Source organism: Rhodococcus sp. P-2 (assembly GCF_016598535.1).
Lineage (GTDB): Bacteria > Actinomycetota > Actinomycetes > Mycobacteriales > Mycobacteriaceae > Rhodococcus_F > Rhodococcus_F baikonurensis.
Map to the genome: position 1 here is coordinate 5,906,305 of NZ_CP066779.1, position 26,597 is coordinate 5,932,901.

The 26,597-nt window shown below is 61.6% G+C and carries 29 protein-coding genes and 1 riboswitch; of the genes, 12 read left to right on the plus strand and 17 right to left on the minus strand.

Annotation, left to right across the window (positions count from 1 at the left end):
- Nucleotides 1–61: 61 nt before the first annotated feature.
- The 3 genes from I7X09_RS27480 (at nucleotide 62) to I7X09_RS27490 (ending at nucleotide 2,341) form a co-directional block, all read left to right on the plus strand.
- Complete coding sequence (locus I7X09_RS27480) at nucleotides 62–307, plus strand: hypothetical protein (protein ID WP_223257939.1); 246 nt, start codon at nucleotides 62–64, stop codon at nucleotides 305–307.
- 124 nt (nucleotides 308–431) lie between these two features.
- Entirely contained in the window at nucleotides 432–2,021 is a 1,590-nt protein-coding gene (locus tag I7X09_RS27485) for an FAD-dependent oxidoreductase (RefSeq protein WP_200314640.1), read from the plus strand.
- A complete protein-coding gene (locus tag I7X09_RS27490) occupies nucleotides 2,018–2,341 on the plus strand; it encodes a 4Fe-4S dicluster domain-containing protein (RefSeq protein ID WP_200314642.1) in 324 nt (107 codons plus the stop codon). The genes I7X09_RS27485 and I7X09_RS27490 overlap by 4 nt, the downstream gene beginning before the upstream one ends.
- On the opposite strand, the gene I7X09_RS27495 is transcribed toward I7X09_RS27490, so the two are convergent.
- Nucleotides 2,331–3,386, minus strand: coding sequence for a 2,3-butanediol dehydrogenase (locus I7X09_RS27495; RefSeq protein WP_200314644.1), 1,056 nt, complete (start codon nucleotides 3,384–3,386; stop codon nucleotides 2,331–2,333). The genes I7X09_RS27490 and I7X09_RS27495 overlap by 11 nt on opposite strands.
- A 175-nt stretch (nucleotides 3,387–3,561) precedes the next feature.
- Here I7X09_RS27495 and I7X09_RS27500 point away from each other — a divergent pair, with 175 nt between their 5' ends.
- On the plus strand, nucleotides 3,562–4,056 hold the full coding sequence (locus I7X09_RS27500; RefSeq protein ID WP_200314646.1) for a DUF3558 domain-containing protein: 495 nt from the start codon (nucleotides 3,562–3,564) through the stop codon (nucleotides 4,054–4,056).
- A gap of 30 nt (nucleotides 4,057–4,086) precedes the next feature.
- Nucleotides 4,087–4,440, plus strand: coding sequence for a hypothetical protein (locus I7X09_RS29560; RefSeq protein ID WP_234036737.1), 354 nt, complete (start codon nucleotides 4,087–4,089; stop codon nucleotides 4,438–4,440).
- Nucleotide 4,441: 1 nt separating this feature from the next.
- On the opposite strand, the gene I7X09_RS27510 is transcribed toward I7X09_RS29560, so the two are convergent.
- From I7X09_RS27510 to I7X09_RS27520, 3 genes are all read right to left on the minus strand, one after another.
- Nucleotides 4,442–4,795, minus strand: a complete 354-nt coding sequence (locus tag I7X09_RS27510; RefSeq protein ID WP_003941317.1) for a UBP-type zinc finger domain-containing protein — start codon at nucleotides 4,793–4,795, stop codon at nucleotides 4,442–4,444.
- 70 nt (nucleotides 4,796–4,865) lie between these two features.
- Nucleotides 4,866–6,302: an ATP-binding protein gene (locus I7X09_RS27515; RefSeq protein ID WP_200314648.1), complete on the minus strand. Its 1,437-nt coding sequence runs from the start codon at nucleotides 6,300–6,302 to the stop codon at nucleotides 4,866–4,868.
- A 9-nt stretch (nucleotides 6,303–6,311) separates the two neighbouring features.
- Nucleotides 6,312–7,988, minus strand: coding sequence for an FAD-dependent oxidoreductase (locus tag I7X09_RS27520; protein WP_200314650.1), 1,677 nt, complete (start codon nucleotides 7,986–7,988; stop codon nucleotides 6,312–6,314).
- A gap of 213 nt (nucleotides 7,989–8,201) precedes the next feature.
- On the opposite strand from I7X09_RS27520, the gene I7X09_RS27525 reads away from it, so the two are divergent.
- Both I7X09_RS27525 and I7X09_RS27530 read left to right on the plus strand, forming a co-directional pair.
- Nucleotides 8,202–8,696, plus strand: a complete 495-nt coding sequence (locus tag I7X09_RS27525) for a DUF3558 domain-containing protein (RefSeq protein WP_200314652.1) — start codon at nucleotides 8,202–8,204, stop codon at nucleotides 8,694–8,696.
- Nucleotides 8,697–8,740: 44 nt separating this feature from the next.
- Entirely contained in the window at nucleotides 8,741–9,094 is a 354-nt protein-coding gene (locus I7X09_RS27530) for a hypothetical protein (RefSeq protein WP_200314654.1), read from the plus strand.
- Nucleotides 9,095–9,150: 56 nt separating this feature from the next.
- Here I7X09_RS27530 and I7X09_RS27535 read toward each other — a convergent pair whose 3' ends face one another.
- Together I7X09_RS27535 and I7X09_RS27540 are read right to left on the minus strand one after the other, a co-directional pair.
- Complete coding sequence (locus tag I7X09_RS27535; protein WP_070797143.1) at nucleotides 9,151–9,612, minus strand: 6,7-dimethyl-8-ribityllumazine synthase; 462 nt, start codon at nucleotides 9,610–9,612, stop codon at nucleotides 9,151–9,153.
- Nucleotides 9,613–9,658: 46 nt separating this feature from the next.
- Nucleotides 9,659–10,171 (minus strand): Lrp/AsnC family transcriptional regulator, encoded by a 513-nt coding sequence (locus I7X09_RS27540; RefSeq protein ID WP_003941343.1) that lies wholly within the window; start codon nucleotides 10,169–10,171, stop codon nucleotides 9,659–9,661.
- 219 nt (nucleotides 10,172–10,390) lie between these two features.
- On the opposite strand from I7X09_RS27540, the gene I7X09_RS27545 reads away from it, so the two are divergent.
- From I7X09_RS27545 to I7X09_RS27555, 3 genes are all read left to right on the plus strand, one after another.
- Nucleotides 10,391–11,506 carry a Glu/Leu/Phe/Val family dehydrogenase gene (locus I7X09_RS27545; protein ID WP_200314656.1) on the plus strand — a complete coding sequence of 372 codons (1,116 nt, stop codon included), beginning with the start codon at nucleotides 10,391–10,393 and terminating at the stop codon, nucleotides 11,504–11,506.
- A 129-nt stretch (nucleotides 11,507–11,635) separates the two neighbouring features.
- On the plus strand, nucleotides 11,636–12,754 hold the full coding sequence (locus I7X09_RS27550; RefSeq protein ID WP_200314658.1) for a methyltransferase: 1,119 nt from the start codon (nucleotides 11,636–11,638) through the stop codon (nucleotides 12,752–12,754).
- Nucleotides 12,755–12,867: 113 nt separating this feature from the next.
- On the plus strand, nucleotides 12,868–14,235 hold the full coding sequence (locus tag I7X09_RS27555; RefSeq protein WP_200314660.1) for an acetamidase/formamidase family protein: 1,368 nt from the start codon (nucleotides 12,868–12,870) through the stop codon (nucleotides 14,233–14,235).
- A gap of 21 nt (nucleotides 14,236–14,256) precedes the next feature.
- Here the strand turns inward: I7X09_RS27555 and I7X09_RS27560 are convergent, their stop codons facing one another.
- The 7 genes from I7X09_RS27560 to I7X09_RS27590 form a co-directional block, all read right to left on the minus strand.
- Nucleotides 14,257–15,603 (minus strand): T3SS (YopN, CesT) and YbjN peptide-binding chaperone 1, encoded by a 1,347-nt coding sequence (locus I7X09_RS27560; protein WP_200314662.1) that lies wholly within the window; start codon nucleotides 15,601–15,603, stop codon nucleotides 14,257–14,259.
- Between the two features lie 221 nt (nucleotides 15,604–15,824).
- Complete coding sequence (locus tag I7X09_RS27565; protein ID WP_200314664.1) at nucleotides 15,825–16,307, minus strand: hypothetical protein; 483 nt, start codon at nucleotides 16,305–16,307, stop codon at nucleotides 15,825–15,827.
- 165 nt (nucleotides 16,308–16,472) lie between these two features.
- Nucleotides 16,473–17,030: a LysM peptidoglycan-binding domain-containing protein gene (locus I7X09_RS27570; RefSeq protein WP_200314666.1), complete on the minus strand. Its 558-nt coding sequence runs from the start codon at nucleotides 17,028–17,030 to the stop codon at nucleotides 16,473–16,475.
- Nucleotides 17,031–17,318: 288 nt separating this feature from the next.
- Nucleotides 17,319–18,113, minus strand: a complete 795-nt coding sequence (locus I7X09_RS27575) for an ABC transporter ATP-binding protein (protein ID WP_166813712.1) — start codon at nucleotides 18,111–18,113, stop codon at nucleotides 17,319–17,321.
- Between the two features lie 8 nt (nucleotides 18,114–18,121).
- Nucleotides 18,122–18,925 (minus strand): ABC transporter permease, encoded by an 804-nt coding sequence (locus tag I7X09_RS27580; protein WP_200314668.1) that lies wholly within the window; start codon nucleotides 18,923–18,925, stop codon nucleotides 18,122–18,124.
- The gene (locus I7X09_RS27585; protein ID WP_200314670.1) at nucleotides 18,903–19,931 is read right to left on the minus strand and encodes an ABC transporter substrate-binding protein; all 1,029 of its coding nucleotides are present in this window, start codon (nucleotides 19,929–19,931) and stop codon (nucleotides 18,903–18,905) included. The genes I7X09_RS27580 and I7X09_RS27585 overlap by 23 nt, the downstream gene beginning before the upstream one ends.
- Nucleotides 19,931–20,674, minus strand: a complete 744-nt coding sequence (locus I7X09_RS27590; RefSeq protein WP_124569509.1) for a TenA family protein — start codon at nucleotides 20,672–20,674, stop codon at nucleotides 19,931–19,933. Before I7X09_RS27590 ends, I7X09_RS27585 begins: the two co-directional genes overlap by 1 nt.
- Nucleotides 20,662–20,757: riboswitch (TPP riboswitch) on the minus strand. Its footprint overlaps the gene before it by 13 nt.
- 104 nt (nucleotides 20,758–20,861) lie before the next feature.
- Here I7X09_RS27590 and I7X09_RS27595 point away from each other — a divergent pair.
- On the plus strand, nucleotides 20,862–22,430 hold the full coding sequence (locus tag I7X09_RS27595) for a carboxylesterase/lipase family protein (RefSeq protein WP_200314672.1): 1,569 nt from the start codon (nucleotides 20,862–20,864) through the stop codon (nucleotides 22,428–22,430).
- On the opposite strand, the gene I7X09_RS27600 is transcribed toward I7X09_RS27595, so the two are convergent.
- Together I7X09_RS27600 and I7X09_RS27605 are read right to left on the minus strand one after the other, a co-directional pair.
- The gene (locus I7X09_RS27600) at nucleotides 22,423–23,625 is read right to left on the minus strand and encodes an MFS transporter (protein ID WP_200318111.1); all 1,203 of its coding nucleotides are present in this window, start codon (nucleotides 23,623–23,625) and stop codon (nucleotides 22,423–22,425) included. The two genes, I7X09_RS27595 and I7X09_RS27600, sit on opposite strands and share 8 nt — an antisense overlap.
- Nucleotides 23,626–23,810: 185 nt before the next feature.
- On the minus strand, nucleotides 23,811–24,080 hold the full coding sequence (locus I7X09_RS27605) for a GNAT family N-acetyltransferase (protein WP_200314674.1): 270 nt from the start codon (nucleotides 24,078–24,080) through the stop codon (nucleotides 23,811–23,813).
- 575 nt (nucleotides 24,081–24,655) lie between these two features.
- On the opposite strand from I7X09_RS27605, the gene I7X09_RS27610 reads away from it, so the two are divergent.
- Nucleotides 24,656–24,982, plus strand: a complete 327-nt coding sequence (locus tag I7X09_RS27610; RefSeq protein ID WP_003941297.1) for a hypothetical protein — start codon at nucleotides 24,656–24,658, stop codon at nucleotides 24,980–24,982.
- A 40-nt stretch (nucleotides 24,983–25,022) separates the two neighbouring features.
- Here I7X09_RS27610 and I7X09_RS27615 read toward each other — a convergent pair whose 3' ends face one another.
- Nucleotides 25,023–25,646, minus strand: a complete 624-nt coding sequence (locus I7X09_RS27615; protein WP_200314676.1) for a Type 1 glutamine amidotransferase-like domain-containing protein — start codon at nucleotides 25,644–25,646, stop codon at nucleotides 25,023–25,025.
- A gap of 52 nt (nucleotides 25,647–25,698) precedes the next feature.
- Nucleotides 25,699–26,517 carry a maleylpyruvate isomerase family mycothiol-dependent enzyme gene (locus I7X09_RS27620; RefSeq protein WP_095971536.1) on the minus strand — a complete coding sequence of 273 codons (819 nt, stop codon included), beginning with the start codon at nucleotides 26,515–26,517 and terminating at the stop codon, nucleotides 25,699–25,701.
- Nucleotides 26,518–26,597 lie beyond the last annotated feature (80 nt).

Genomic DNA, 26,597 nt, shown 5'->3' on the forward strand with positions numbered 1-26,597 from the left:
ATTCGACTCGACGCATATGTAACTCACCAAATTTGGTGTACCCGCAAGTAACATCCTGAGCGTGGCTAGACGATCGGTAACGGTGAGATTCGACGTAGAGGAACTGAGGGCCCTAGAGACCCTCCAAGAGCTCACGGGCGCGGACATTTCCAGCGTCATACGTGAAGCTGTGATCGAACATGCTCGTCGATGTGTTGTGCAGGGAAAGCCCCGCGACATCACCGAGCGACGTAAATCGCTGACCTTGCAGGAAGCCTTCGCCAAGTACTCCGCGTTGTGCACGGACGAGGAGCGGGAAGCGTCGTAGCGCTCTGTCGATGCGGCGGTGACTGGTTGAGTTCACAGTGATTCTGACTGTGGCGCTGGGTAGTTCGTTCGAGGAATATTGCGGCAACAGAAGTGTTGCGTAGACCTCTGACAGGAGCTGGCCAGTGACGGACGTCCTCGAAATCTCCACCGATGTATTGGTGATCGGTGGTGGCCCCGCCGGCGCATGGGCAGCGTTGCGCGCGGCCAAGGCCGGTGCAGACGTCGTCCTGGTCGACAAGGGCTATTGCGGAACGAGTGGCGCAACGGCCCCCTCCGGAACGGGTGTTTGGTACGTCGAACCGGATGCGACTGCACGTGAGCGGGCAAAGGCCGGACGCGAGGCGCTCGGCGGATATCTGGCCGACCACCACTGGATGGACCGCGTTCTCGAGCAGACCTACTCCAACATGGATCTCCTCGCGGTAGAGGGCAGATATCCCTTCCCCGTCGACACCAGCACGGGCAAGCAGATACGCACCGGCTTGCAGGGGCCTGAGTACATGCGGCGGATGCGCACCTGGATTCGTCGGGCCGGGGTGCGCATCCTCGACCATTCGCCGGCGCTGGAGTTGTTGGTGGACGACGCCGGGCGAGTTCGCGGAGCTGCGGGCTACCAACGCCACGAGCACCAGGACTACCGCGTTTCGGCAGGCGCCGTAGTGGTCGCCAGCGGAGGTTGTGCGTTTCTGTCCGGTGCGTTGGGCACCAATGTCGATACCGGTGACGGTGCATTGATGGCAGCCGAAGTCGGAGCGGAGTTCTCCGGCATGGAGTTCTCCAACGCGTACGGAGTCGCAGCGGCCGGATCGACGATCACCAAGACGGCTTACTACGCGTACGCGACGTTCTTCCACGCCGACGGAAGCGTGCTCGAAGGTGCCGGTTCGGCGAAGGGGAGGTCCGTCATCGCCAGCACGTTGCGGAATGAGCCGGTCTTCGCGCAGATCGATCGGGCCGACGCTGAGGTGCAGCGTCGAATGAGGCTGGGGCAACCCAACTTCTTCCTGCAATTCGATCGCCGCGGAATCGATCCCTTCACTGACAAATTCGAGGTCGGCATGCTCGCTGAAGGCACGGTGCGCGGCACGGGGGGAATCAACGTGGTCGACGACGATTGCGCGTCATCGGTTCCAGGACTGTTTGCCGCCGGGGACGCTGCGACCCGAGAGCGAATCTGCGGAGGGTTTACCGGCGGGGGAAGTCACAACGCCGCGTGGGCGATGTCTTCTGGTTCGTGGGCGGGCACCGGCGCCGCGCGCTATGCGCTGTCGGTCGGACGCGGGGCTACCAGTGGTCTACGCGGAGCCGGAACCGTCGGATTGCGTAATCCGGTACGAACCGGGTTTGCTGCCGACGATGTGGTGAAAGCTGCTCAGGCGCAGCTGATTCCCTTCGACAAGAACTACCTCCGCAGCGGTGATCGAGTATCCGCAGCGCTCGGTGAGCTCGAATCGCTGTGGGGTGCAGTGAGTGCGGATCTGGGCGCGGATCCAGCGGGTCGGATGGCGGCGCGGCAGGCTGCCGCAATCACGGCCGTCGGTCGCTGGATGTATCACTCGACGCTGGCGCGGACCGAGACTCGGGGAATGAGCAAGCGGGACGATTATCCCGAACTCGATGTGACGCAGCACCATCACGTTCTTACCGGCGGTTTGGATTCGGTGTGGACCCGAACTTCTGAATCTGCCGGGTCTGCACTGGTGACGTCATGATCGAGCTGGTGTCTGCGCCTGACTGCATTGGCTGCGACAAGTGCGTAGACGTCTGTCCCACAGATGTTTTCGATCGGACGCGGTCGGGCGTCCCGGTGATAGCGCGCCAATCGGATTGCCAGACCTGCTTCATGTGTGAGGCATATTGCCCGACGGATGCGCTATACGTGCATCCGCAATCCACACCGCTGGAAACGGCCGACGTGATCGAGGAAGATCACGTCGGCCGCTACCGAGAGAAAATCGGATGGGGCAAAGGGAGGGCGCCCGGGTCGCTGACTGCGGTGGGTCCCGAGGTGCCCCGTCCGGTCACGACCTGACGAGAATCTTGACTGCAGTGTCGTTGTGCTCGATCAGAGTGGTGAACCCTTCGGCGATCAACTCTTCGAGCTGAATACGACCGGTGATGAACGGGGCCAGATCGACGACACCGTCCTGGACCATCTTGATGACCGCTTCATGGTCGCGTACATACGCGATGGTTCCGCGTAGATCGATTTCCTTGAGGACCAGCTTCTGCATGTCGATGGTCGCAGGCTTGCCCCAAATCGACACGTTGACAACAACTCCAGCAGGCCGGACCGTGTCGAGCATGGTGTCGAGGACCGCGTTGACGCCTGCGCACTCGAAGCCGATGTCCGCGCCGATGCCTCCGCTGAGTTCGAGGACACGCGCTTTGACGTCTTCGGTGGTGGGATCGATGACGTAGTCGGCGACGCCACTGGAGAGGGCCTTGGCCTTGCGGGCTTCGCTGAGTTCGGTGACGATCGTCGTGACACCCAGCCCATTGAGAACTGCCGCAACGAGGAGTCCGATCGGTCCAGCTCCGCCCACGATGGCGACGTTGCCGCTTTCGGCTCCACTGCGTACGACTGCGTGATGAGCGACACTCAACGGTTCGATGAGAGCTGCCTCGTCGAGCGGGATGTTGCCGATCTTGTGGATCCATCGACGATCGACGACGACCTTCTCACTGAGCCCGCCACCTCCGCCGGCCAAGCCGATGAACCCCATCTTCGTACACAGGTGGTAGTTGCCCGCCTTGCACGGGGCGCACTCGTTGCAGACGAAGTACGGCTCGACGACGACATTTTCGCCGACCTCGACGTCCGTGACACCTTCGCCGACCTCTTCGACGGTGCCGGAGAACTCGTGGCCCATCGTGACCGGCGCATTCTCGTGTGAGAGTGGATGCGGGTGTCCGGGTGCGGAGATGAAGATCGGTCCCTCGAGGTACTCGTGGAGATCGGTGCCGCAGATTCCGCACCATGCGACCTTCAGCTTGACTGTTCCTGGCCGCAATTCGGGCTCAGGGATCTCTTCGATCCGGATGTCTTTCTGCCCGTGGAACCGTGCTGCCTTCATTGATCCGCACCTCACTTCGTTGTGAATCCCCTGGTAGATCGACGTTAGGCCGATTATCGGCGCGGGTGAAGGGTTGCAACGGAATGCAATGGGGTGGAACCGATCGGTGCTGGGGAGCGTCTAATCCTGTGAGCGGGCCGCGAATGAGGGGAGTGCTGTGGGAGTGAGGGGTGCAGTGGTCTTGGTCGCGGCCGCACTGTTGGTCGGGGGTTGTTCCTCAACGGTCGAGGGGCATGCAGTAGGAGCTGTCGAGGCTGTCGGGCTATTCGACCCTTGTAGCGGGATTAGCGACAGCGCCTTGCGCCACGTCGGCGTCGATCCGGCGACTGAAGAACGCGGGATTCTTGGAGTTCAGATTCCACGATTCGAAATCTGCTCATGGAAAGGGACGGGAATTTCGCTGAGCGTCTGGTCAACTGACTATTCTCTCGACGAAGTCGAAGCGAACACCAACAATGCCGATGTTACGACTGTGAGTGTTCATGGCGGCCCTGCTATCCAATTCGGCCAGCGGGACGATGACACCGGGCGGATTTGCTCGGTAGCTTGGACGACCAATCAGGGGGTGCTGATCGTTCGGATCGCCCCAGATTTCGGTGAGACACCGGTCGACCCGTGTGGACTCGCCGCGAAGTCTGCCGACAAACTCTTCCCGGAGCTCCCCAGATGAATCGCTCGCTTGATGAAGGTGGTGCTACGAATGAGTTCATTTGAGAGCTACGGGGCCGAGGTTTCGTTCTCGCTGGATCCGGACACGGCGCGATTGCTAGTTACGGCTTGCGGCGAATACCGAATGACATTGGAGCATTTGTCTGTTGCTGCTGGGAAACTGAGTTGGGTTGGTGGTTTCGGGACGCTCGAATCAGGTCGAGCACTGCAGGTTAAGTTCGAGGAGAAAGCGGTCGGCGGCCCCGATGCGCTGGTCGATGTGTTGGCGAGTCATATCGCGGTCGTGGAGGCAATGCAAGCTCAGTTTCAAGCCTGCATCGACAACGCATTGGATCAGGAGTCGTCGAACGTCTCGACTTTGAGGTCGATCGACCAACCGAACTGAGTCAATGGATGTGTTGCTGCCAATCGGCCGGGACACGACCCTTAGGCCCCGGCGTTGGCTGATCTACGGGATGTGAAGTGGGCGCAGCCAATTCCGGTCCGTCGTATGCCTCGTTGGTTTCGAAGCTCCAGAACCAATCCTCGCCAGGTTCGTAGCTCTGCATGAATGGATGCTTCGTCGAGGCCGCATGCTTGCTCGCGTGCTGTGACGGTGAGGAGTCGCAACAACCGACGTGACCACACTGCGCGCATCGACGCAGGTGCACCCACCAACCGCCGCTCGCATCGCATTCGACGCATCCCGCGCCACTGGGCGGCACGCTCGGATCGATCCCCGCTGGAAGTCCGTCGGTCATGGTCCACCCTCTCGCTGACTGAAGTCGGTCATTTCATCGTGCGCTTTGCCTACCGGCCGTGCAAGGGCGACTAGTCGTCGCGCGTATCCCGCGGTGGGCCCGCGATAGGCAACAAAACTCTGAACCGGGTGTTACCGGGCTCCGACGTCACCCGCAGTTCGCCACGGTGCTTGCCAACCACAATTCGCCACGAAATATCAAGACCGAGACCGGTTCCCTCGCCAACAGGCTTAGTCGTGAAGAACGGTTCGAAGATCCTGTCGATGACGTCATCGGGAATCCCGGCACCGGTGTCGCAGATCTCGATGCACACGCGGTCGCCATCGCGGCTTGTCCGAACGGTGAGTGTTCCCGACCCGTCCATGGCAGACACCGCATTGTCGATGAGGTTGGTCCACACCTGATTGAGTTCGGCGGCGTACGCGTCGATCGGTGGCAGCGCGAGGTCGTATTCCTTGACGACTTCGATTCCGCTTCCGATCTTTTGCCCCAACATGATCAACGTGCTGTCGAGCAGTTCGTGGACGTCGATGGTCTGGAAGGGAGCGCGGTCCATCTGTGAATACTGTTTCGCCGCACCAACTAGCGTCGAGATTCTCGTTGTGGAATCTGCGATTTCGTTCATCAGGAGTTCGGATTCGATGGTGTAATTCAGCCAGCGAATTGCGCCTTCCAGCACCGACTCGTCCACGGCTGCAGCAACATTGTCGAGCCAAGCGGTGTCGAGACCAGCCTGCACGAAGGTCGGAGCCAGATCCCAACCCTCCCGAATCGAATGATCCTCGAACCATTCGCCCAACGAATCCTCCCGATCGGAGGCTTCGAGGGGCGTGAGCGTCGGCGCCTTGGCGACAACTTCTGCAACTTCGTCCTGAAGTCGCATGAGCGTGACGAGGGCATCTCGGTCGTAGGTGCCTGACGCGACCATTCCCAGCTTGTGACGCATACCTGCAACACGCTCGCGCAACGACGCCGTCGCTCGAACTGCCGCGGCTGCAGGATTATTGAGCTCGTGAGTCAATCCCGCCGACAGTGATCCAAGCGCCAGCAGTCGTTCTCGTTGGTCGATGATCTGCTGGGTGTTCTTCTTGCCGAAGAAGACACCCTCGAGTAGATGTACCGCCATCGGAAACCACTCGCGCATCGCGTTGCCGAATTTGTCGGCGTCCAGGACGAAAAACGTCGAAGGAGTCGTCACTCGCATCGACCCCGCGTAGACCTGCGGTACACGATCGCCGAGATACGCCGTCCAGCCTCCCGAGTAGACGCCACGCTGGGTGGTCCTGTTGATTTCGATGTCTTCGCCGCCCGACAGCTTGGACAGCACCACCTCGCCCTCGATCAGGACGTAGAAGCAGGTGGCAGGCTCACCTTCGAGGTAGACCTGACCTCGATCGATCTCGGTGATATGGCCTGCCTGGCACAGTGATTCGAGCTGATCGTCGGTGAGCTTCTCGAACAGGAACAGGGTGCGAAGCAGGTCGGGGCTGCATTCAGGAATGGACATCGAATCTCCCTATTGTTGAGCGAGATAGCGGTGGACGAACATCACGGCCATCGCGCCCTCTCCGACGGCCGACGCGACACGCTTGGCCGATTCGGCGTGTACGTCTCCGGCGACAAATACTCCGGGGACACTGGTTTCGAGATGATGTGGCGCACGGTCAAGAGGCCACCCGTCCGGGGTTACACCTTCGGATGGAAGGTCCGGGCCGGCGAGAACGAATCCGTTGCCATCGCGGACCACCACGTCGCCGAGCCAGTCGGTCAGGGGAGCGGCGCCGATGAAGATGAACAACCACTGAGCATCGACAGTGTCTTCTTCTCCGGTGGCTCTGTTACGCAGCGTGATTCGTTCGAGGTGATCGTCACCCTCGGCTCCGATCACCTCCGTGCACGTGCGCACGGTGATCTTCGGGTTCCTTTCAATCTGCTGAATCAGGTAGTAGGACATCGACGCTTCGAGCGAGTTTCCGCGAATGAGGATGGTGACGGACCTAGCTCCTCGGGAGAGGTAGACCGCAGCTTGGCCGGCCGAATTGGCGCCGCCGACGATGTACACATCTTGTTCGCTGCACCGAGCGGCTTCGGTGACAGCTGACCCGTAGTAGACCCCTCGGCCGGTGTAGGTATCGAGCCCCGGTGCCGAAAGTTGGCGATAGGAAACACCTGTCGCCAAGATGACCGAATGGGCATCGACCGACGAACCGTCGTCGAAACGCACTGTGCGGGCCGAGCCGTTGATTTCCAAACCGGTGACGTCGCGAGCGGTGATGACCTCGGCGCCGAACTTGGTTGCCTGGCGTCGTGCGCGATCGGCCAACTGTGCGCCCGAGACTCCGTCGGGGAACCCGAGGTAGTTCTCGATCCGCGAACTCTGGCCGGCCTGACCGCCTGTCGCTCGCCGTTCGATGAGAACCGTCCGAAGCCCCTCCGAAGCGCCGTACAGAGCAGCTCCCAGACCCGCTGGGCCGCCGCCGATGACAACGAGATCGTAAAAGTCTTCGGAGAGAGTGGTACTCAACCCGAGTTTGTCGGCAAGTTCGGCGTCAGTGGGCTCGACGAGGACATCCCCGTTGGATGCGATGACGACGGGAAGCCGCAGTTCGTCAGTACCGGCAGCCGAGAGCAGTCGTTGGCCCTCCGGCTCGTCCGACATGTACCAACGATAGGCAAGTTGGTTGCGTGCCAAAAATTCTCGAACGTCGGATGATCTCTCGGACCAACGATGGCCGACCACCTTGGTTTCCTCGGCAGGATGATGACTCGAGCTTGCCCAGGCATCGAGCAGCGCGTCGATGACGGGATACAGCTTCTCCTCCGGCGGATCCCACGGCTTGAGGAGGTAGTGGTCGAGGTCGACTACGTTGATGGCGTCGATCGCAGCATCGGTATCGGCGTAGGCGGTCAGCAGAACGCGCCGAGCTACGGGATACAGGTCCATTGCCTGTTCGAGGAACTCGATTCCACTCAAACCGGGCATGCGGTAGTCGGCGACGATCACAGCGACTGCATCGCCGCGAAGTTTCATTTCACGCAAGGTCTCGAGCGCCTGGTCGCCGGACTCCGCGCGAATGATTCGGTACTTCTCGCCGTACCGCTTTCGAAGGTCTCGAACGACGGCACGCGAAACACCAGGATCGTCGTCGACGCTGAGGATCGCTGGTTTGGCCGGGGCTTTCGGTGCGCTCACTCGGTGCCTTCCCGAAGTTGTAGTCAACCTCTCCAGTATGCGACTGCTGAGCTGAGCGTCAATCGCTGGCGATGCGCTCTGAGTGAACCGGGGACCGTGAACTGGGAATTTGAAGATTGCGGGAACCGATCGGGCCTCCGATGCATCCAATAGTGTGGGTCCACATCAACAGGGGGTGCCATGCGGGGGTCGGTGGGGGTTGGGCGACTGCTCATGGCTGGGATGTTGGTGTGGGCTGCGGCAGGATGCAGCTCAGTCGTGGAGGGGGCGGCTGAGCCTGCATCCGGCCAAGAGGGCTTGTTCGATCCTTGCACGGACATTCCGGACTCGGTTCTGGAAGAAGTCGGGCTTGATCCGGCTACCGAGGAAGTTGATATCGCCGGCGTCGAGCAACCGGGTTGGAAGATTTGCTCGTGGACTCAGTCCGGGTACTACGTGATCGTCTTCTCCGGCGAGAACTCTCTTGACGAAGCGAAGGCAAATGCAAGCTTTACGGGGTTTGAGACTTTGTCGATCGGTGGTCGGCCGGGGCTTCGGTTTCACAGTGCCAGTGACCCAGATATCGATCGTTGTTACGTGGGTCTGGACGTATCACTTGGTTCGATTTGGATAGCGGCCGACGCAAAAAATTCTCGGCAACAAGAGGATTCAATGTGTTCCCTTGCTTCCAGATATGCCGAGGCGCTGGAGGGGGCCTTGCCACGCTAGAGCGAGGACTGACTGCGGGTAGCGGAACACTAGAGGGGAACGAAATGACCGGATTCTTTGGCGGTTGGCAGGAAGATCAGATCAGTGTTGATCTCAAGGCGGCACAAGGTTTGGTCGCGTCGTGTTCTGAATTGTTGATCGAATTGTGGGCCGTCGAACGAGAGACAGCGTCACTCGAGTTTCTCGATGCGATGGGAACACTCAAGTCAGGGCAGGACCTCGCCGCGAAGTTCTCCAAGAAGGCCGTCGGCGGTGAAGATTCGTTGGAGAAGTCGTTGAACAGCCACATCCAAGTGGTCACCGAGATGCGGGACTTCTTCCAGCAATGCGTCGACCGCTACGGCGAAGTCGAGGACTCGAATGCGTCAGCGCTGACTAGCGCTGAGACGCCTCGATAGACACAAAAAATCTCGCTGAGCCGATGGCATTCGGCTCAGCGAGACTTGGGTAACGACTAGCTGGTGGGCAGGGCCTTCAACGACTTGACGGTGGCGTCGACCGCGCGCGCAGCCTCGGCGCCCTTCTTCACGAAATGCGTGCTGAAGTACTCGACATGTTCGGCATGCTCGTGGAAGTGATGCGGTGTCAAGACCACCGAGAAAACCGGAACGTCGGTGTCGAGCTGCACGCGCATCAGACCATCGATGACAGCAGTTGCAACGAAGTCATGCCGATAGATTCCGCCGTCGACGACCAGACCTGCGGCGACGATCGCCTGGTAGCGGCCGGTCTTGGCCAACCGCCGAGCGTGCAGCGGGATTTCGAAAGCTCCCGGCACCTCGAAGAAATCAACCGTGTCCTTGGGGTAGCCGAGCTCGACGATCGCGTCGGTGAATCCGTCGCGTGCACGGTCGACGATGTTGCGATGCCACGTCGCCTGAATGAACGCGATACGCTGTCCCTGGATCTCACTCATAACCATGAAACTAGCGCACCGGGAAGCATCGACGCGACCACCCGTCCTAGTCCTGCTGGCGGGGGAAGGCGGTCGAACGACCCCAGCCGGCGTCATTGGTGAGGTGCTCGAGGAGAGGCTGAATCCGATACGGAAGGGGATTGGTCAGAGCGATGGTCGTGGTCGAATGCGTGACGCCTGGAAGCGACACGATCTGCTCGGCCAACTTCTGCAGGGCCGCGTGCGTCGACGTGGCCACGCGGACGAGCAAATCCTCGCGACCGGTCGTGGCGTGAATTTCGATCACCTCGGGCAACTCGGTCAGACTGCGAGCGACTGCGCTGATCTTGCCCTGTTCGAGCTCCAGTCCGACAAATGCCTGAATCGGGATACCGACCTCGGGGAGATTGAGATTCGGCCGAAACCCGGTGAGAAGTCCGTTGGATTCCATGCGCTTCATTCGTGACTGGACGGTGTTGCGGGCGACACCCAACGAGTTGGCCAACTCGGCCACACTCATCCTCGAGTCCTTGCTGAGCAGTCCGAGCAACTGGACGTCGAGCTTGTCGATGCTGAGCACTTTGTGAACCTCTCCTCAGTGATTTGAGTCACTGGATGATCGAATTGACTAGTTCAAGAGATTTGCATTGACCAAATCGTAACTCAGGCAGAGCATTGGTTCCACGAATTGCTCAGCGGGATTCTCTTTGGGTTATTTGTCCCCAATAGTACCCAATGGCCATTTCGCCCCAATATTTCGACTGCGCCCCGTTTATTCTTCGGAAAGGTCTATCCCACAATGACTCTCACCGCCGAGCCCGTGAACTCCGTTGTTTCCCATGACGACACTGCGGGCGTGTTCGATCGCGCCGACTACCTGCGCGATTACCCCCACGAGCAGGTGAGCTTCTTCCAGGATCCCGCGAGCGGCCTCAAGGCCATCGTCGCCATCCACTCCACGACGCTCGGCCCCGCGCTCGGCGGAACGCGCTTCTACCCGTACTCCGACGAATCCGCCGCAGTCACAGACGTTTTGCGTCTCTCTCGCGGCATGACCTACAAGGCTGCCGTTGCCGGCGTCGACCTCGGCGGCGGCAAGGCCGTCATCATCGGCGACCCCGCAACGGCCAAGACCGACGAATTGCTCGGCGCCTACGCAAAATTCGTCCAGACCCTCGGCGGCCGCTACATCACCGCTGGTGACGTCGGAACCAACTCCAACGATCTCGACATCATCGGCCGCAACACCGACTTCGTCGTCGGCCGCAACGCCACCGTCGGCGGTTCCGGCGACAGCGCTCCGATGACGGCCCTCGGCGTATTCCAGTCGATGCGCGCAGCGGCACAGTCGCATTGGGGCACTCCGTCTCTCGCCGGCAAGACCGTTGGTGTCGAGGGCACAGGCAAGGTCGGCTACGAGCTGATCAAGCTCCTCCTCGCAGACGGCGCGACCGTTCTCGCGACCGACGTCAACGCCGGAGCGCTCGATCGCGTCAAGGCGGACTTCCCGCAGGTGAGCATCGTCGACAGCATCATCGACGCCGACCTTGACGTCTACGCACCCTGCGCGATGGGCGCAACCCTCACCGATACGACCGCACGCTCGATCAAGGCTGAGGTTGTCTGCGGCGCTGCCAACAACCAGCTCACCGTGCCCGAGGTCGAGAACATCCTCCGCGACCGCGGCATCACCTGGACCCCCGACTACGTCGCCAACGGCGGCGGCCTCATCCAGGTTGCCGGCGAGCTGAAGGGCAACTCGGCCGAAGAGGTCAAGCTCAAGGTCGAGAAGATCTTCGACACAGTCACCGAGATCTTCGCGAAGTCGAAGAAGGACGGAATCCTCGCCGGCGAGGCTGCTGACGCGGTCGCCGAGGCTCGCATCGCCGAGGCAGCTCGCGTCTCCAAGGGCTGACATCCCTCTCGCAGTCATGTAGCGCGGCCGGTCCCGACTAGTGTGGACACCAGACAAGCAGATTTTGCAGATCTGGACCACATCAGCCGGTAGACCGGCCGCTATGCGTCGGACGCCGGAAGGGCTTACATGACTGAACAATTCGCTGTGTGGACCGAGAACGATGCCGAGCAATCGGCCCGTTGGGGTTCGACGAGCAATGCCCCGGCGCCCAAGCGCATCGTCGTCGCCGACGACACGATGAAGGCCGACGACGCCTATCGCCTGGCGTGCGAAGGCACGGCGTTGCTGTGGCGCGGAGACTTTCAGAACGCTCGCCAACTGTCGAAGGCCGTTGCATCGCGCATCGACCGCAAGCCGCGCCGAGCGTCCGACGATCCCGCCAAAGCTTTCCACCTCCACCGGCAGACCCAAGGACGTCGCGCGCAGATTCTCGGCATGCTGCTCATTCCCTTGGACGCCGATCTGTCGATTCCACTCCGGCGTGCCCCGGACGCGCAAATAGCGTTGACCGAGGCGTTCGGGATCACCGGTGAGCCGTCGGTTCGCTCGTTGCGAGACATCCTCGGCGCAATCGGCGCTCACGAGTGGCATCGCAAAGGTGTTTTCATCGAGGCGCTCGACGCACGAATTCATCCCGCTTTCGGTGTGTTCTCGCCCGTCCGCGGCGAGTATGTCGACCTTGTCGCGTCTGCGCCGCTGCCGTCGACGGATTCCGCTTTCGACATCGGCACCGGTACCGGCGTTCTTGCTGCCGTCCTGGCGCGGCGCGGGGTCAAGACAGTGATGGCCACTGACCAGGACCCCCGGGCGTTGCAATGCGCGCGCACCAACCTGTCGCGGCTTGGCTACGGCGATCAGGTGAACGTGGTGGAAGCAGACCTCTTTCCCGAAGGCACCGCTCCGTTGGTGGTCTGCAATCCTCCTTGGATTCCGGCCAAGGCCACCTCGCCCATCGAATACGCCGTCTACGACCCCGCTGGAGCGATGCTGAAGGGCTTCCTGACTGGTGTCGCAGCGCATCTGGACGACGGGGGAGAAGCGTGGCTGATCCTCTCGGACATTGCCGAACACCTCGGTCTCCGAACGCGATCCGAACTGCACGATCTGATCGCGGCCGGTGGGCTCACTGTTGTCGACCGCATGGACGTCAAACCGACGCACGCAAAGGTCAGTGACCGAACCGATGCGCTTCACGCTGCCCGGGCTCGCGAAACGACGTCGCTCTGGCGGCTTCGCCGTCGTTGAACTCATTCTCAGTCAACGGCATTTCCTTGCTATGAAATGGTAATGAACGAGTAACAAATCGGGTCTAGTTTTCTTCGCAGTCGCACATCGTCACGCACTCCGGAGGAAACTCGATGGAAAACACGCTTGCCCGCAACGCAGCCGAAGACCTGACGAAAGGTCTTGGCCGACGCGGATTCATGAGGGCGGTCGCGGCTCTCGGTGCGGGAGTAGGCGTTGCCGGTGTGGCTTCGGGGTGCGCGCACTCCAACGCGTCGCCAGCTGGATCATCCTCCTCTGCACTGCCGTTCGCCGATGGTGTGCAGATTCTGCAACCGGGCAGTGGAAACGTCAGCGGCGACCACTATCTGAGTTCGGATCCGTCGGACGTCATGTGGGGCTATGTGCCCAACGTCCACACCCGCGAAGTGATGCGGATGAAGTCGGGCCAGACCGTCACCATCGACGCCCTCTCGCACGAGGGAATCCTCGAGGATCAAGGGCGCAATCCCCTCGAATACTTCGGCGGCAAGGGCGTTTCCGAGAAAGACGTGCTCGAGGATGCGATTGCCGTTGCGGCCGAATACAACCGAACCGAACGGAACTTCGACAAGGACGGCCCACATGTCGTCACCGGCCCGGTCTTCGTCGAAGGCGCACAGCCTGGAGACGTACTCAAGATCGAGACACTCGAAGCGATTCCCCGCGTGCCGTACGGTGTTGTGTCGAGCAGGCACGGCAAGGGCGCTCTTGCTGTCACGGCAGACGGAACCGCTCCCGCGGGAATCACTCTGGACGAAGTCATGCCGCCGGTCGCCACGGACGGGCGGGCGACGAAGGATCCGTTGAAGTACGGAGGGGTCTCCACTTTCACCGCGATCGAAGACGGCAAGGGTGTGATGCCCTTCGGCGAGTCCAAGGTGCGGTTTCCCTTGCGGCCCTTCATGGGAATGATGGGAGTTGCCTATTCCACGGATGCCGATCCGACATCCCCGTCGTCGAACTCCATTCCTCCGACGCTGGGCGGCGGAAACATCGACATCAGGCATCTCGGTGTCGGATCAACTTTCTACCTGCCGGTCTTTGCCGAAGGTGCCCTGTTCTACGTCGGTGACCCACACATGGCCATGGGTGACGGCGAGTCCGCGTTGACCGCGATGGAAGGTTCGCTGCGCGGCACGTTCCGACTCAGTGTGTGCAAGAGGGATTCCGGCGACGCCCCATCGGTGGCATTTGGATACCCGTTCGCCGAAACCGAGGAGGCCTGGATTCCGATCGGCTTGTCCGACCCCAACGGTTCGGTCGATGGCCAGAACAGTGACCTCAACGGAGCCATGCGACGTGCAGTGGTGAACGCACTCGACTTCCTCGAGCATGATCGCGGAATGGATCGAGCGACGGCCTACGCCTATCTTTCTGCCGCAGCGGATTTCACGGTCTCACAGGTAGTCGATCGAACCGTGGGCGTCCACGGCCAGATCTTCAAATCCCACTTCGAATAGTGGGAAAGGCGATCTGTCGTGTCAGGACGGATCGTCGAAGAGACTCTGTTGCAAGGGGTCGGCAAACAAGCCCATTTGCTCAGGTTGCGGCTTGGCCGGCGTCTCGGTTCGAGAATTGGGCAGGACCACCAGTCGCAAAGCCCCACGCAAACGGTCGACCATGAGTTCCCACCCACCGACCTGATCCTCGTAGCCCGCGGCTTCCTCGGCATCTCCGCGACTGTGGGCGTCGACGGCTTGACTACGCAGCTGAATCTGCCATTCGTTACTGATGTGGAGGAGCTGAAGAATCAGATCGCGATCGCGACCGCAGACATCGGCTACCGCATCGAGATCCTCGGCCACATCCAGATCGAGGTGCAGCAGGGTCTCGAGTTCGGGAGGCAGGTCCTCGGCCGTCAGATCGGGCTGCAGCGAGGAGGAATCACCGCTCTTGTTCGCGAAGAAGAGGTCTCCGCCGACGCGCGCGGCGAACTCGTCGTCCACGGTACGCAAGAACGACGTCAGGGCCGCGCACGTATCCGTGAGTTGCTTGGGAACGAATGGCGAACCCGCCACCTCGAGGAACACCGACAGACGGTCGTCGATCAAGACGAACTTGATGCGTGACCACTTGCGGTTGAGATCGGCGATCACCTCGGCTGCACGAGTGCGGTTGCTGATGTCCTGAACGAGCGGGGAGAACAACTGCACGTCCATGGACTCGGAAAGCGGACCGACGAACATGACAGTCGAACCGACACGTATGGGTATGTCGCCGTCGCTGTCCCGCTCGGGAAGAGTGCCGAGCATGGGAAGCAATGCGAGAGTGACCAACTCCTTGAGGTGGTCGACATCATTGGGCATGTAGGCCGCAGTGGGGTCCAGTGTCGGAAGTTCGGTCGACTCGACAACCGACGGATCGAAATCCGGAGTCTGCTCGTTGCCGGTGAGATCGCTGGAGAGGAAAGCCGGGTGCTGCACACCGAACACGTCCCGGAATGCAGCGACAGTCATCGCTGCGAGCTGATCGGCCCAGTTCTGCGCCTTGTCGACGCAGAAGGCTGGGGAGTTGTTCGGATCGTAGAGATTTTCGGAAGGCGGATGCCAGCCGAGTGCGATCAACTTTTGTTCGTCGGCATCTTCGAGTCGATAGCGCGGATGAAGGAAGTCGTTGGAAGGAACCTCGCAGCGGACTGTGTTCTCGTCCCACACGAGGAACTGAACGCATGGCGCTGCGCCGTCAGCAGGATCGAAGTCGCCGGTGGACGATTCCACGGCAAGCACGTCGCCGTCGACCATGATGGAAATGTGATCGCCGAGGCGACGTTGAAATTCTGCCCACGCACGGTCGACACTGACATCGAGATCGAAGCCCATTGCGCTCATCAGCCACCTCCTTCCGCAAAAGCTCAGACCTATACGGTATCGCGAGGCTCCGACAATGCTGCTGTCCTTTTCCGGTCGACCGGATTGCAGCGGGCGTCGAACCGTGAGACGAGCAAGGTTGTCGCAGGTTGTCGCAGGTAGATCGGGTATTCGAGAGCGGCGACCGAAGTGTGCCTGTAACCGCCGTCACGCCAGGCGGTATGCAGGCGAAAGAGCGAGGACTATCCGGCGAGAACGGGCGAGACCTCGACGACGGGGGGCGTGGACCCGGTCGTGACAACGGGGGTGGTGCTGGTCTTGGTGGTCGTGGCTGTCGCAGTCGGTGACAACGTCGCGGTAGCCGACGCGGTGGTCGTGGACGAGACCGGTGTTGTCGTGCTGGTTGCCGTCGTAGTCGAGGTAGCGGAACTCGAGCTTGTCGCGGTTACCACGAGCGGCTGATTACGAGGAGCAGTCGTTTCGTCTGCGACTCGCCAGGTAGGCGTCGGCGGAATGACAACCGTGGGGACTGCAACCGAGCTGTAGAACGCGGCGGGTTCGATCCCGGCGACGGACTCGACGGAAACCGACGAGACCAGAGCGGGAGGCGTTACCACAGGGCCGCCGGCACCGAATGCGCCGGCTGCTCCGCCGAACACGAGGCCTGATGTCAGAGAGAGAGCGGCCACTGCGACAGCGCCGATCATGACTGTTCTGTCTTTCATGCACACCTGTCCTTCGGGAGCAGTACGGAAGTACTGTAGGCGAAAAGATGCCGCAATGGAGTATCAGGGCCTGCTGGGCGGGACGCGAATCTGTGTGGCGTAGAACACAAAAGGCCCTGGGTGCCGACGCGGACGTCGGCACCCAGGGCCAGGTCAAGCAGTGAATCAGGCGGGGATCGTCAGCACCTGACCGGCGTTGATGAGATCCGGGTTCGGGATGCCGTTTGCATCCGCGATGCGCTGGTACTGGTTGCCGTCACCGTAGAAACGCTCTGCGATCGCCCACAGGGTGTCGCCGCTTTCGACGGTGTAGCTCTGCGCTGCCGGAGCTGCGGGTGCAGGCTCGGGCTCGGGTGCCGGAGCGGGCTCCGGAGCAGCCTCGGCGGCCGGGGCATCGATTGCGGTGTCCGAAGACCACAGAGCATTTCCACCGGCGGACAGAACGACGTTGCGATCGTCCTGAACCGAGAGGGAGGCACCGTCGTTGCCTGCGGTCTGCGATGCCCACACGGCGTCGGAGTCCTTGTAGATGACGAAGTTTCCGTCAGCCTGAACCTCGGCGCGGTTGGCGCCGGATCCGTTGGTGCCTGCGGCCCAAACAGCCTGTCCGCCCTCGGACAGAACCAGGTTGCCGTCGTCCTGCAAGGTGAGGGTGTACGCGCCGTTGTCGGACTTGAGTTCCTGGCCGACTCCGAGGCTCTGACCTGACTGCAGTGTGCTCACGCTGTCCCTTTCCAAATCTGTTGCGATGACTGTGCCTCCACGATCCCGCTTTACCGTCCAGTTACCTTCTGGCCGTTGGTCTCGTAGGCGACCGAGTGTACGTTACCGAAGAGTACGGAGAATTGTGCAGCGTTCACGGACTGCGTGTCGAGCGTTCGGATCTTGCTGATATTAAGGAGTTTTGAGCGAAAGTGCCGCGACATCCTACGTGAAGTTGCACCGTTGCGATGCACTTTCTCTTGAACGGCAGGTGAAATCGGCGCGTTCTCAGCGCATTATCAGTAACCGTTACGGCCGCATCGATTTGCGAGTCTCGTCGTGGAGCACGGCGAGCAGCTCACGCTCGACCTCGGCGAACTCGGGCGTGGTGATCATGTCCAGTTCGCGTGGCCTCGGCAAGGGAACGTCGACGACGCATCTGACTGTTGCCGGACGCGCAGACAGAACGACCACGCGGTCGGACAGATAGATCGCTTCACGAATATCGTGGGTGATCATCAGCACGGTCCACCGGTACTGCTGCCACACGTCTTGTAGCCAAGCCTGCATCTCGGTGCGGGTCAACGAGTCCAGCGCGCCGAACGGCTCGTCGAGCAACAGGACCGGCTTGCCCTGAACAACGGTGCGCAGCATTGCCGCTCGCTGGCGCATGCCGCCAGACAGCTGTGACGGGCGGGCGTCCTCGAATCCGGTCAGGCCGAACGCGGGGAACAACTCCCGAGCGCGCTCGCGTGCGTCCTTCTTCGCGACTCCCTGGACTTCCAAACCGAGGGCCGTGTTGTCCAAGACCGAGCGCCAAGGAAACAGAAGGTCCTTCTGCGGCATGTACGCGGTGTGTACCTCGGTGGCTGCTTCGGATTCCGTTGCGCGCGTGCCGACACGGACCGAACCCGAGGTCGGGGATTCGAGCCCGGCCAGGACGTTGAAGATCGTGCTCTTGCCGCAGCCGCTCGGCCCGATCACCGACACGAACTCGCCCGCGTCGGCGCGGAAGGACACCGAATCGAGTACGAGACGTGATTCTCCGGCCGTGTCGAACCTCTTGGTCAGGTCCTGGATTTCGACCATTGCATCCTCGACCATCGGGTCAGTCATGTCCGTGACCTTTCGTTCATCGCCCATGGTGCAACGATGCGCTCGACGGCGAACGTCAGCAAGTACAGCGTGACACTGATCAACGCCGTCACCAGTACGGCCGCCAACACCAGGTCGGTGCGGAAGGAGTTCTTCTGGGTGCTCATGTAGATACCCAAACCGGAAGTAGCGCCGACGTATTCGGAGAACACCGCACCCACGACCGCATAAGTGATGCCGATGCGCAGGGCGGTGAAGAATCGCGGAATCGCCGAAGGAAGGCGGACGTAGCGGAACTCCTGCCAGCGAGTGCTACCCATACTGCGCAGGAGAGCGCCCGCTTCCCGGTCGGCTGCGGCAAATCCCTCGATGAGTCCGATGGTCATGGGGAAGAACGTCGCAAGTGCGATCACCAACACCTTCGGCAGCAACCCGAATCCGAACCAGATGATCATCAGTGGCGCGATGGCGATGATCGGCAGCGTCTGCGAGACGACGAAGAGTGGTACCAGCGCGCGTGACAACCACGGCGAAAAGTCCACGACCACAGCAAGAATCCAGGCCAACACCAATGAAACGGTGAAGCCGACCAACGTGACCTGCAATGTCGACCAGGCGTGGTCGGCGATGATCTCGCGGTTGTCCCAACCCTGGGAAACAACGCGACCCGGAGACGGGAGTACTTGCGGCCGAATCCCACTGATCTCGACGTAGATCTGCCACGCCGCCACGAGGAGCACCACCACGGCGAGCGCGGGAAGCGCCCGCCGCGTGGTCGAGACCAATCGCCCGCTCACGTCAGGACGCGTCGAGATACTCATTGGTGAAGTACTCCGACCAGTCCGGCTTCTGGGTCAACGGCTTCCCGTCCGGTCCGGCGAGCAACCCGTTGTCGAAGAGGAATCCCGAGTAGCCCGACCAGGTTTCGAGATTCTGGGCGCCCACGACTCCGTTGGCGTCTTTCATGTAGTCGGCGGCGAGCATCCGCTGGCTCTCACGGACGAGGTCTTCGTCGGTGAATGCTCCGGGATTCGAGTCGATGAGGTCCTGCGCGGCCTGGTCCGGGTTGTCGGCAGCAGTCTGATAACCGCGTTGAACGGCCTTGACGAACTTGCGTGCCTCGTCGGGATGGTCCTTCAACCACTGCTGGTTGCCGTTGATCACGATCGAATACGCATCGGGGAAGCCGTAATCGGTGTACTGGAAGTACCGCATCGGAGTTCCGTTTCGCTCCGCTTCGAGGCCTTCCCAAGCAAAGTAGGAGACGGTGAAGTCTGCCTGGCCCGAGTACACGGCTTCGTACGCGGACGTTCCGAGCGTGACCGTCGTGAAGTTCCCGGTTCCGCCGTCGTTGCGGATGATCTGCTGCAGCGTCTCGACTTCACCCGGATCGCCGAACCCGGCGTACGTCTTTCCGTCGAGATCACGCGGACGCGTGATGTCCCCACGATCCGCCTTCACGCCGATGCCGGTGGCGCGGTGCTGAAGTGGCGCGATGACGGACGTCGTGGCGGCGCCGGCCGCACGGGCGAACGTGGCCTGACTCTGTGTGCTGATGCCGAACTCGGCGTTACCGGCGTCGACGAGGGTGTCGGGCGAGGTGTTGTTGTACGGCAGGATCGAGACGTCCAGACCGGCGTCCTCGAAGTAGCCCTCTTGGAGTGCAACGTACAAACCGGTGTGGTTCGTGTTCGGTGTCCAGTCGAGTGCGAACCGAATGGTCCCGTCGGAAGAGCCGGTGTCAGAGGCGCATCCGGTCAGAACCGTGAATGCGGCTGCGATCGCGGCAGACGTGGCAAGCGTGCGGCGTAGCGCCGCAAACGACATCACGACGCCGGCCAAGGCTGCTGGTGGAGTGCGGAATCCCAGAACATCAGCTCGTAGCGACTGGCGATGCGGAACGCTTCACTCATCGCCTCTCGCTCTGTCTCGGTGGCAGCTTCAGCCGCAGCATCGACCAGTACGCGAGCCTGCGCCACCGATTCGTGGAATTCGGGTGCGTCGTAGGTCGTGACCCACTGTGCGTACGGATGCGACGGATCGGCGTCGAGTACCTCGCGCGCTGAAGCGGCAAGATCGCGGCCGACCTCGGCGTAGATCCAGAAGCAGGGGAGTACTGCCGCTGCGGAGACCGGGTAAGGCGCCGTTGCCGCAGTCGCCGTCAGATACGAGACGTATCCCAGGCAGGCCTGCGAATGCTCCAGCCGCTGCGAACCGGGTGGAAGAATTCCACCGGTCAGCAAACCGTCGTGAAGCGCAGATTCCACCGTCGCTGCCGTGGACGCGGAATTCGACCAGAAGCCCGCGGCCTGCGGATCCGGGGCGTGGGCCGCGACCAGGGACAACGCTTTCGAATATCCCTCGAGATAGAGCTTATCCTGCTCGATGTACGTGCGGAACGCGTCGAGAGGCAACGTTCCGTCGCCGAGGCGGCGGAGGAACTCGAGCGAGTCGATCGACTCGCGGAGGACCTTCGTCTCGGCCCAGAGTCGATCGGTGAACCGATCCGTCGACGGCGCTGTGGCCACCGAGTTTTCGGCAGAATTGTATGCAGGCTGCGTAGTAGCCATGACATCCCTTCGTCAGCATTACCTGATCAGGTTCCCGGGTGTGTTCTCAGCCCCGCCCATGCGGAGCACCCCGTGTCAGAACTAGGCGACCTTAACACCGAGGGATTGTGTACTCGGCGCACACCCGTCCGAGATTGGTAGGTTTGGTCTTGATTGCCACACGCGCGGGTCGGGAGGGGATTCAGACATGGAGACCGACGTTCGACCAAATCTCGGCGAGGACGGAACACTGGTGATCCGTGCCAGAGACGGTGAAGCCCGCGGGTATCCGGATGGCGGTGTGTTCGCGTGGAAGGGCATGCCCTACGCAGCAGCGCCGGTGGGTGCACGGAGGTTCCGCGCGCCGCAACCCGCAGAGCCGTGGGACGGGGTGCGCGACTGTCGTGAATTCGGGCCGATCGCGCCGCAAGGTCAGAGTCCGGCGGTTCCGATCGATCGGGCTTTCAAGATCGACGAGGACTGCTTGTCGATCAACGTCTGGGCCCCGCGACCCGACGGCACGCCTCGACCGGTGATGGTGTGGATTCACGGCGGCGCCTACTGCCTCGGGTCTGCCGCCCAAACGATCTACGACGGCCGTCATCTGGCTGAAACCGGTGACGTCGTTCTCGTCTCCTTCAACTATCGCGTCGGCGCACTGGGATTCTTGGACCTGTCCGCGTTTTCCACCGGGGATACCGTTTTCGAATCGAACTGCGGTCTGCGAGACCAGATTGCGGCGCTCGAATGGGTTCGAGACAACATCGACGCCTTCGGTGGTGACCCGAGTGCGGTGACCGTGTTCGGTGAGTCTTCCGGCGCAGGATCCATCACGACGCTCATGACCTGTCCGAGCGCCGAAGGTCTGTTCCATCGTGCGATTGCCCAGAGTCCTCCCGCGACCTCCGTCTACGGGGCCGAGCGCGCCAAGACCGTGGCAGAGCGGTTTCTCGAACTGCTCTCGATCGACCCTGAAGACGCAGGCGATCTGCTGACCACGGATCTCGAACTTCTCGTGAAGGCAAGCGATGACCTGGTCAACGAGATTCCGACACGGATTCCGGGAACTTTGGCAATGGCACCCGTCGTCGATCGCGATCTGGTGCCGCACTACCCGGTTGCGGCTTTCCAGAAGGGTTACGCGCACCGAATCCCACTGATCATCGGTTCCAACAAGGACGAGGCGTCGATCTTCAAGTTCATGAAGTCGCCACTGATGCCGGTGAGCGCGCAGTCCGTCGAGGCAATGCTCCAATTACTGGCGGACGATCACCCCGACATCTCCGCGACCAAACTTGCCGAGATCATGTCGGCCTACCCAGATCACGCGAAACCGAGTGGCGCGCTGGCGCTCTCCCGGGACGCGGCGTTTCGCATGCCGACTCTGTGGATCGCCGACGCTCACTGCAGGCATTCCCCCACGTGGGTGTACCGCTTCGATCACGCGACGCCGATGCTCAAAGCCGCACGGATCGGCGCGGGTCACGCGACGGAATTACCTTATGTCTTCGGCAATTTCGGGACCCTGAACGTCGACCCCACATTCTGGCTGGGTGGGCGGAAGGCTGCGATGGAGGTGGCCGGCCGTATCCAACGGCGATGGCTGGCCTTCGCCAGGCATGCCGTGCCGGCAGCTCTCGACGGCTCGAAACATTGGGCGCCGTACGAGGAGGAGAAGCGGTCGACGCTGTTGATCGACTCGGCCGACACCCTCGTCAGCGACCCCGATCACGGACTGCGCGTCGCCTGGGGCAACGACGTGATGGGGTTCAACTGACGTCGGTCGAGTGCCGCGGACGATCCAGTTCGCGAAGCACCGGCAGGGAGGCACAGACCGCGGCGATCAGGATGATCGGAATCGACAGGGCCACAAAGGTCGACGCGATTCCGAGTTGATCGAGCAGAGGGCCGACCGCGAGGTAGCCGAGCGGGCCGGCGGCGTAGGCCGTCGACGTCATGACACCGACGACGCGTCCGCGCATGTGCTCCGGGCTGTGCGTCTGCATGGCGTAGTTGGCGATCGGGCCGACTGGTCCGTAGACGAGACCCTGTAGTCCGGCGAGTACGAGGATCACCCACAGCGGAGGTAGAAGCGCCATGACCAGCATCGCTATGCCGAGGACGGCGACAGCAAAAATCATGATCAGGCGCCGGGACATGATCGGTGCCAGCGGGGCGTAGGCGAGAGAGCCGATGATGCCGCCGATCGCCAATGCCATCAATACCGATCCGAGTTGGGCCGGTTGGTCCAACTCCGTGAAGTACACCGGGAACACGACGCTCTCCACCGGCATGTAGAGCGCGACGACGGCCATGTCGATCAGCGCCAGAGTGCGCAGCAGTTTGTTGTTCCAGACGAACCGAAGACCGTCGAGTGTGCCGTGCCAGATCGATTTCGGCCGATGCTCGTGTTCGGGCACTCCGGCGCCGGGAAGCCGGATGAAGGCGACCACGACGATCGAGAACACAAAACCTGCCGCAGTCACCCAGAGCGTGTTCACCGCTCCGATCGTTGCGATCAGGACACCGCCGATGCCAGGGCCGATCAGATATGCGACGTTGAAATTGGCCTCGTACACGCTGTTGGTTCGATCGAGCTTCCACTTGGCGGTCCGCGTTGCTGCGGGCAGCATCGACTCCCTCGCCGCCATTCCGGCGGGGTCGAACACGGCGCCGAGTGCGGCCAACGCCGCGATCACCGGGATCGTCAAGCCCGCGGTGGCCGCGATGATCGGAATCGCTGCAACGGACATCGCAGAGAGTGCGTCGGAAATCATCGACGTTCGACGACGTCCGAATTTGTCGACGAAGGTCCCTGAGAACAGGCTCGACACGAGTAGTGGAACGGCTGCTGCGCCGGCAACTATTGCCGCGTCGGTAGCCCTGCCGGTTCGTTCGAGAACAAGCCAGGGGAGCACGACGATGGCGATACCGTTGCCGATCGCCGAGAACAGCGTCGCGAGATTGACCAGGACGAGAGGGAGATAGCTGGGGGTAGCTACGTCCGTGGACGCAGGTGGACGCCGATCTGCTGAGGCGACCACGTTCTTTCCTTCCCCGAGACGGTGCCGCCTGGGATTTCGACGACGGCACCATCGACGCTAGCAGCGGGGTCTGCAGGTCCGCGAGTGATTTTTCGCGGAGCGTCCTCGTTCGGTTATGCCTGGTAAACGGGGTTCTCGGCAACAAACTTCTCGACGTACGAGCACGTCGGAAGGATCTTCAATCCCTCTTTCCGGGTCTGATCGAGCGCTTCACGCACCACGATGGCTGCAAGCCCGCGCCCACGAAACTGCGGATAGGTCACCGTGTGGTGGAAATCACGGACGCCGGAATGGTCCGAGTACTCGGCAAAACCGGCGAGTTCGCCGTCGACACGGATCTCGAAGCGCGTTTCCGCGGGATTGTGCGCCACTGTCTCGGTCATCTTCGGGCTCCGTTTCGAAAGGGCGGCCGGCTGCGGCGCGCCGCGTCTGCGTTCTGTGGAGTCACGCTACCTGGCAGGCCGTCCGCAATATCGGTTGCCGCCGTGAGTTCCGTTACTTAGCGCAACTACAACTGGACGACCGTTCAAGGGACCTTCGTCGCTGCGCGTAACGAACAAAACTGGTCTGTACGTGCCGATTTGCCCGTACTTTTGTGCCCACAATGGGTGATACATATGCATCGCGATCGTAAACATCCCAATATGTGGGACTCGTCACAAAGTTTTTTGTCATCTGTTCGGATGGATTAAGTGGAGGGCCTGAAACGGGCAAATTGCAGGTCAGCGGGGCGCTGATTGCGTGCCGGCGTAGGGTGCGAGCGCCCGGAAACCCCAGGGGTATTGCCTTGGTCATCAGATCGTTTCTCGGACGTGATCCCAAAGACCCGCTTGGGGGGTTAGCGTTTGAATCGTCGGGGATAGAAGAAGCGTTACAACTTCGCCAAAAAAACTTTGGCGCGGCTTCGCAACGGTTCGATTTCGAGTCTTCGTCGGACAACTTCGAGGAAGGAACGCACATGATTTTCGGGCAGCGTGAGTCGAACAGTTACTTTGCCGCAATTTTTTCGTACGACTTCCTTGACGAAGGTCTGGGATACGAGACCATCGCACGGATCCACCGGGGCGAGATCTGCGAGTGGATTCGCGACCTCGAGGCGTCCGGGTTGTTCTCGGCTGCGGAGGTCCATGCCGCTGAGCTGGCATGGCGCGAAAACCCACGCCTGCTCCTCGACGCCCTTCTCGAGGACGCCGACGAGGTCTCGGTCAAGCGCTGGGAGATTGCGTGGACGAGGCTCGAGCGTCAGTCGCCGGCAGCCGGAACCGCAGTGGCAGAGCACGGCTGATCCAGTCCGGCCGAAGCGGACTGCTCAGTCTGCGTCACGATCAGCGTTCGACGACTATCGCCTCTTGATCGGTAAGCACCGTGAATTGCGCGCCCGCAGTGGTCAGCGCCGCAACCGTCCGCGCGGTCACCTGTGGATCTTCGAGTAACGAATCGCCGCCGTGCGGCACTATCGCGAAGTCGACCAGCGCGAGCCCGGACCAGATCGGGTCGACACCGCAGGTGGGCATGACTTCAGCGGGGTCGTCCGACGCGTCGAGCCCGATCAGAGTCGGAGTAGCCACGCACGCTCCCGCGCTGTATCCCGCATAGGCCACGACGCCTGAACGAACCAACATCTCGATGACCCGATCTGCGCCGCTTCGGGCTAACTGTGCACGCAGAACGAACGTATTTCCGCCGCGGACCCACAGGCAGTCGAATTCGCGAAGCCGGGCTTCGAGTGCTTCCGGTGCGCCCGCGAAGTCGCGGACGTCCACTTCCTCTGCCGTGAAACCCGCTGCCCGTAGTGGGGTCAATTCGCTTGTCACTGCCGAACTGCGGGCATTGAGCGGCCACGAATCGGCAGCCGCAGCGATCACTGCGATGCGAGCGCCGCGGCCTACAAGATCGACAAAGGCCCCGCGGTGGTCGCCGAATCGGTAGGACGAGAGAAACAGTTTCACTTCTCAGTACCTTCGCGACCTTCGAACCCTTTGTGCCCTATCCACCCAACCCTCAAATCGTGAACGCCAGATTGTCGACGACGCGTGTGCCAACCGTGGTGTCACCGCGAAGCGAGATGTCGGTTCGGTGATCGGACGCGTGGACGCGTCCACCGGCAATTCGGGTGAAGAGTGGTGAGCTCATCGAGATTGTCGTGGTCGCCGGCCCGTCCAGCTCCGGGACGAGCGTTGCACGCGCATCAACCGAGACGTGAAGTGAACGGGCAAGTGGCCCTTCGAGTTCGAAAGTGATCCGTGCTCCCTCGGGCGCCTTTCCTCGTTTTCCGACGACGAAACCGAGCGCGCTGGTGATTTCGCCGAAGGCAGTCTCCGCGCGCAATCCGCCTTCCTCGCCCGGGATGCCGACAGCATCTCTGATGTCGAGTTCGTGCATCCAACAGTCGAAGGTCCGAATACGCATGAACCGGCCATAAGGCGCAAGACCGACCGGTGTCTGTGTCTCGGCGTCCCAGTCGGCGCCCGTCATCGAGCGAAGTGCCTCGGTTCGGCTGGCGGTGATATCACGGTAGTGCGCCAACAGGTCCGCGTGCGGTGTCCGCCTCAGGCCTTCGACCCAGCGCTCGTTGAACGCCGCAATCTCGTTGCGGACGTGGGGCAATGCGTGGACGTCGAGGTCGATCGACGGTGGTTCGATACCGGAGAGCAGCGATTCCGTACCGATCAGATGCGACACGATGTCGTGAACCGTCCACCCCGGAAGGTTCGACGGTGCCAACCACTGGTCACCGTCGAGTTCGGCAAGCAGCGCGTCGATGACTCGCCATTCCTCCGTCAACGCGTCGACTACTGCGTCCTGGGGCCAACCACTCATGCGGACATCTCCTGTTTCGGACGGTTCGGTTCTCCTCACTGTATGTCGCGCCGGATAAGTGAGCGGGCATTCCCAGGCCT

Excerpts from the sequence above, each read along its gene's own strand:
- I7X09_RS27490 (WP_200314642.1), top strand. The coding sequence starts at position 2,018 with ATGATCGAGCTGGTGTCTGCGCCTGACTGCATTGGCTGCGACAAGTGC.
- I7X09_RS27495 (WP_200314644.1), bottom strand. The coding sequence starts at position 3,386 with ATGAAGGCAGCACGGTTCCACGGGCAGAAAGACATCCGGATCGAAGAG.
- I7X09_RS29560 (WP_234036737.1), top strand. The coding sequence starts at position 4,087 with ATGAGTTCATTTGAGAGCTACGGGGCCGAGGTTTCGTTCTCGCTGGAT.
- I7X09_RS27510 (WP_003941317.1), bottom strand. The coding sequence starts at position 4,795 with ATGACCGACGGACTTCCAGCGGGGATCGATCCGAGCGTGCCGCCCAGT.
- I7X09_RS27515 (WP_200314648.1), bottom strand. The coding sequence starts at position 6,302 with ATGTCCATTCCTGAATGCAGCCCCGACCTGCTTCGCACCCTGTTCCTG.
- I7X09_RS27525 (WP_200314652.1), top strand. The coding sequence starts at position 8,202 with ATGGCTGGGATGTTGGTGTGGGCTGCGGCAGGATGCAGCTCAGTCGTG.
- I7X09_RS27530 (WP_200314654.1), top strand. The coding sequence starts at position 8,741 with ATGACCGGATTCTTTGGCGGTTGGCAGGAAGATCAGATCAGTGTTGAT.
- I7X09_RS27535 (WP_070797143.1), bottom strand. The coding sequence starts at position 9,612 with ATGAGTGAGATCCAGGGACAGCGTATCGCGTTCATTCAGGCGACGTGG.
- I7X09_RS27545 (WP_200314656.1), top strand. The coding sequence starts at position 10,391 with ATGACTCTCACCGCCGAGCCCGTGAACTCCGTTGTTTCCCATGACGAC.
- I7X09_RS27550 (WP_200314658.1), top strand. The coding sequence starts at position 11,636 with ATGACTGAACAATTCGCTGTGTGGACCGAGAACGATGCCGAGCAATCG.
- I7X09_RS27555 (WP_200314660.1), top strand. The coding sequence starts at position 12,868 with ATGGAAAACACGCTTGCCCGCAACGCAGCCGAAGACCTGACGAAAGGT.
- I7X09_RS27560 (WP_200314662.1), bottom strand. The coding sequence starts at position 15,603 with ATGAGCGCAATGGGCTTCGATCTCGATGTCAGTGTCGACCGTGCGTGG.
- I7X09_RS27565 (WP_200314664.1), bottom strand. The coding sequence starts at position 16,307 with ATGAAAGACAGAACAGTCATGATCGGCGCTGTCGCAGTGGCCGCTCTC.
- I7X09_RS27575 (WP_166813712.1), bottom strand. The coding sequence starts at position 18,113 with ATGGTCGAGGATGCAATGGTCGAAATCCAGGACCTGACCAAGAGGTTC.
- I7X09_RS27580 (WP_200314668.1), bottom strand. The coding sequence starts at position 18,925 with ATGAGTATCTCGACGCGTCCTGACGTGAGCGGGCGATTGGTCTCGACC.
- I7X09_RS27585 (WP_200314670.1), bottom strand. The coding sequence starts at position 19,931 with ATGTCGTTTGCGGCGCTACGCCGCACGCTTGCCACGTCTGCCGCGATC.
- I7X09_RS27590 (WP_124569509.1), bottom strand. The coding sequence starts at position 20,674 with ATGGCTACTACGCAGCCTGCATACAATTCTGCCGAAAACTCGGTGGCC.
- I7X09_RS27595 (WP_200314672.1), top strand. The coding sequence starts at position 20,862 with ATGGAGACCGACGTTCGACCAAATCTCGGCGAGGACGGAACACTGGTG.
- I7X09_RS27605 (WP_200314674.1), bottom strand. The coding sequence starts at position 24,080 with ATGACCGAGACAGTGGCGCACAATCCCGCGGAAACGCGCTTCGAGATC.
- I7X09_RS27610 (WP_003941297.1), top strand. The coding sequence starts at position 24,656 with ATGATTTTCGGGCAGCGTGAGTCGAACAGTTACTTTGCCGCAATTTTT.
- I7X09_RS27620 (WP_095971536.1), bottom strand. The coding sequence starts at position 26,517 with ATGAGTGGTTGGCCCCAGGACGCAGTAGTCGACGCGTTGACGGAGGAA.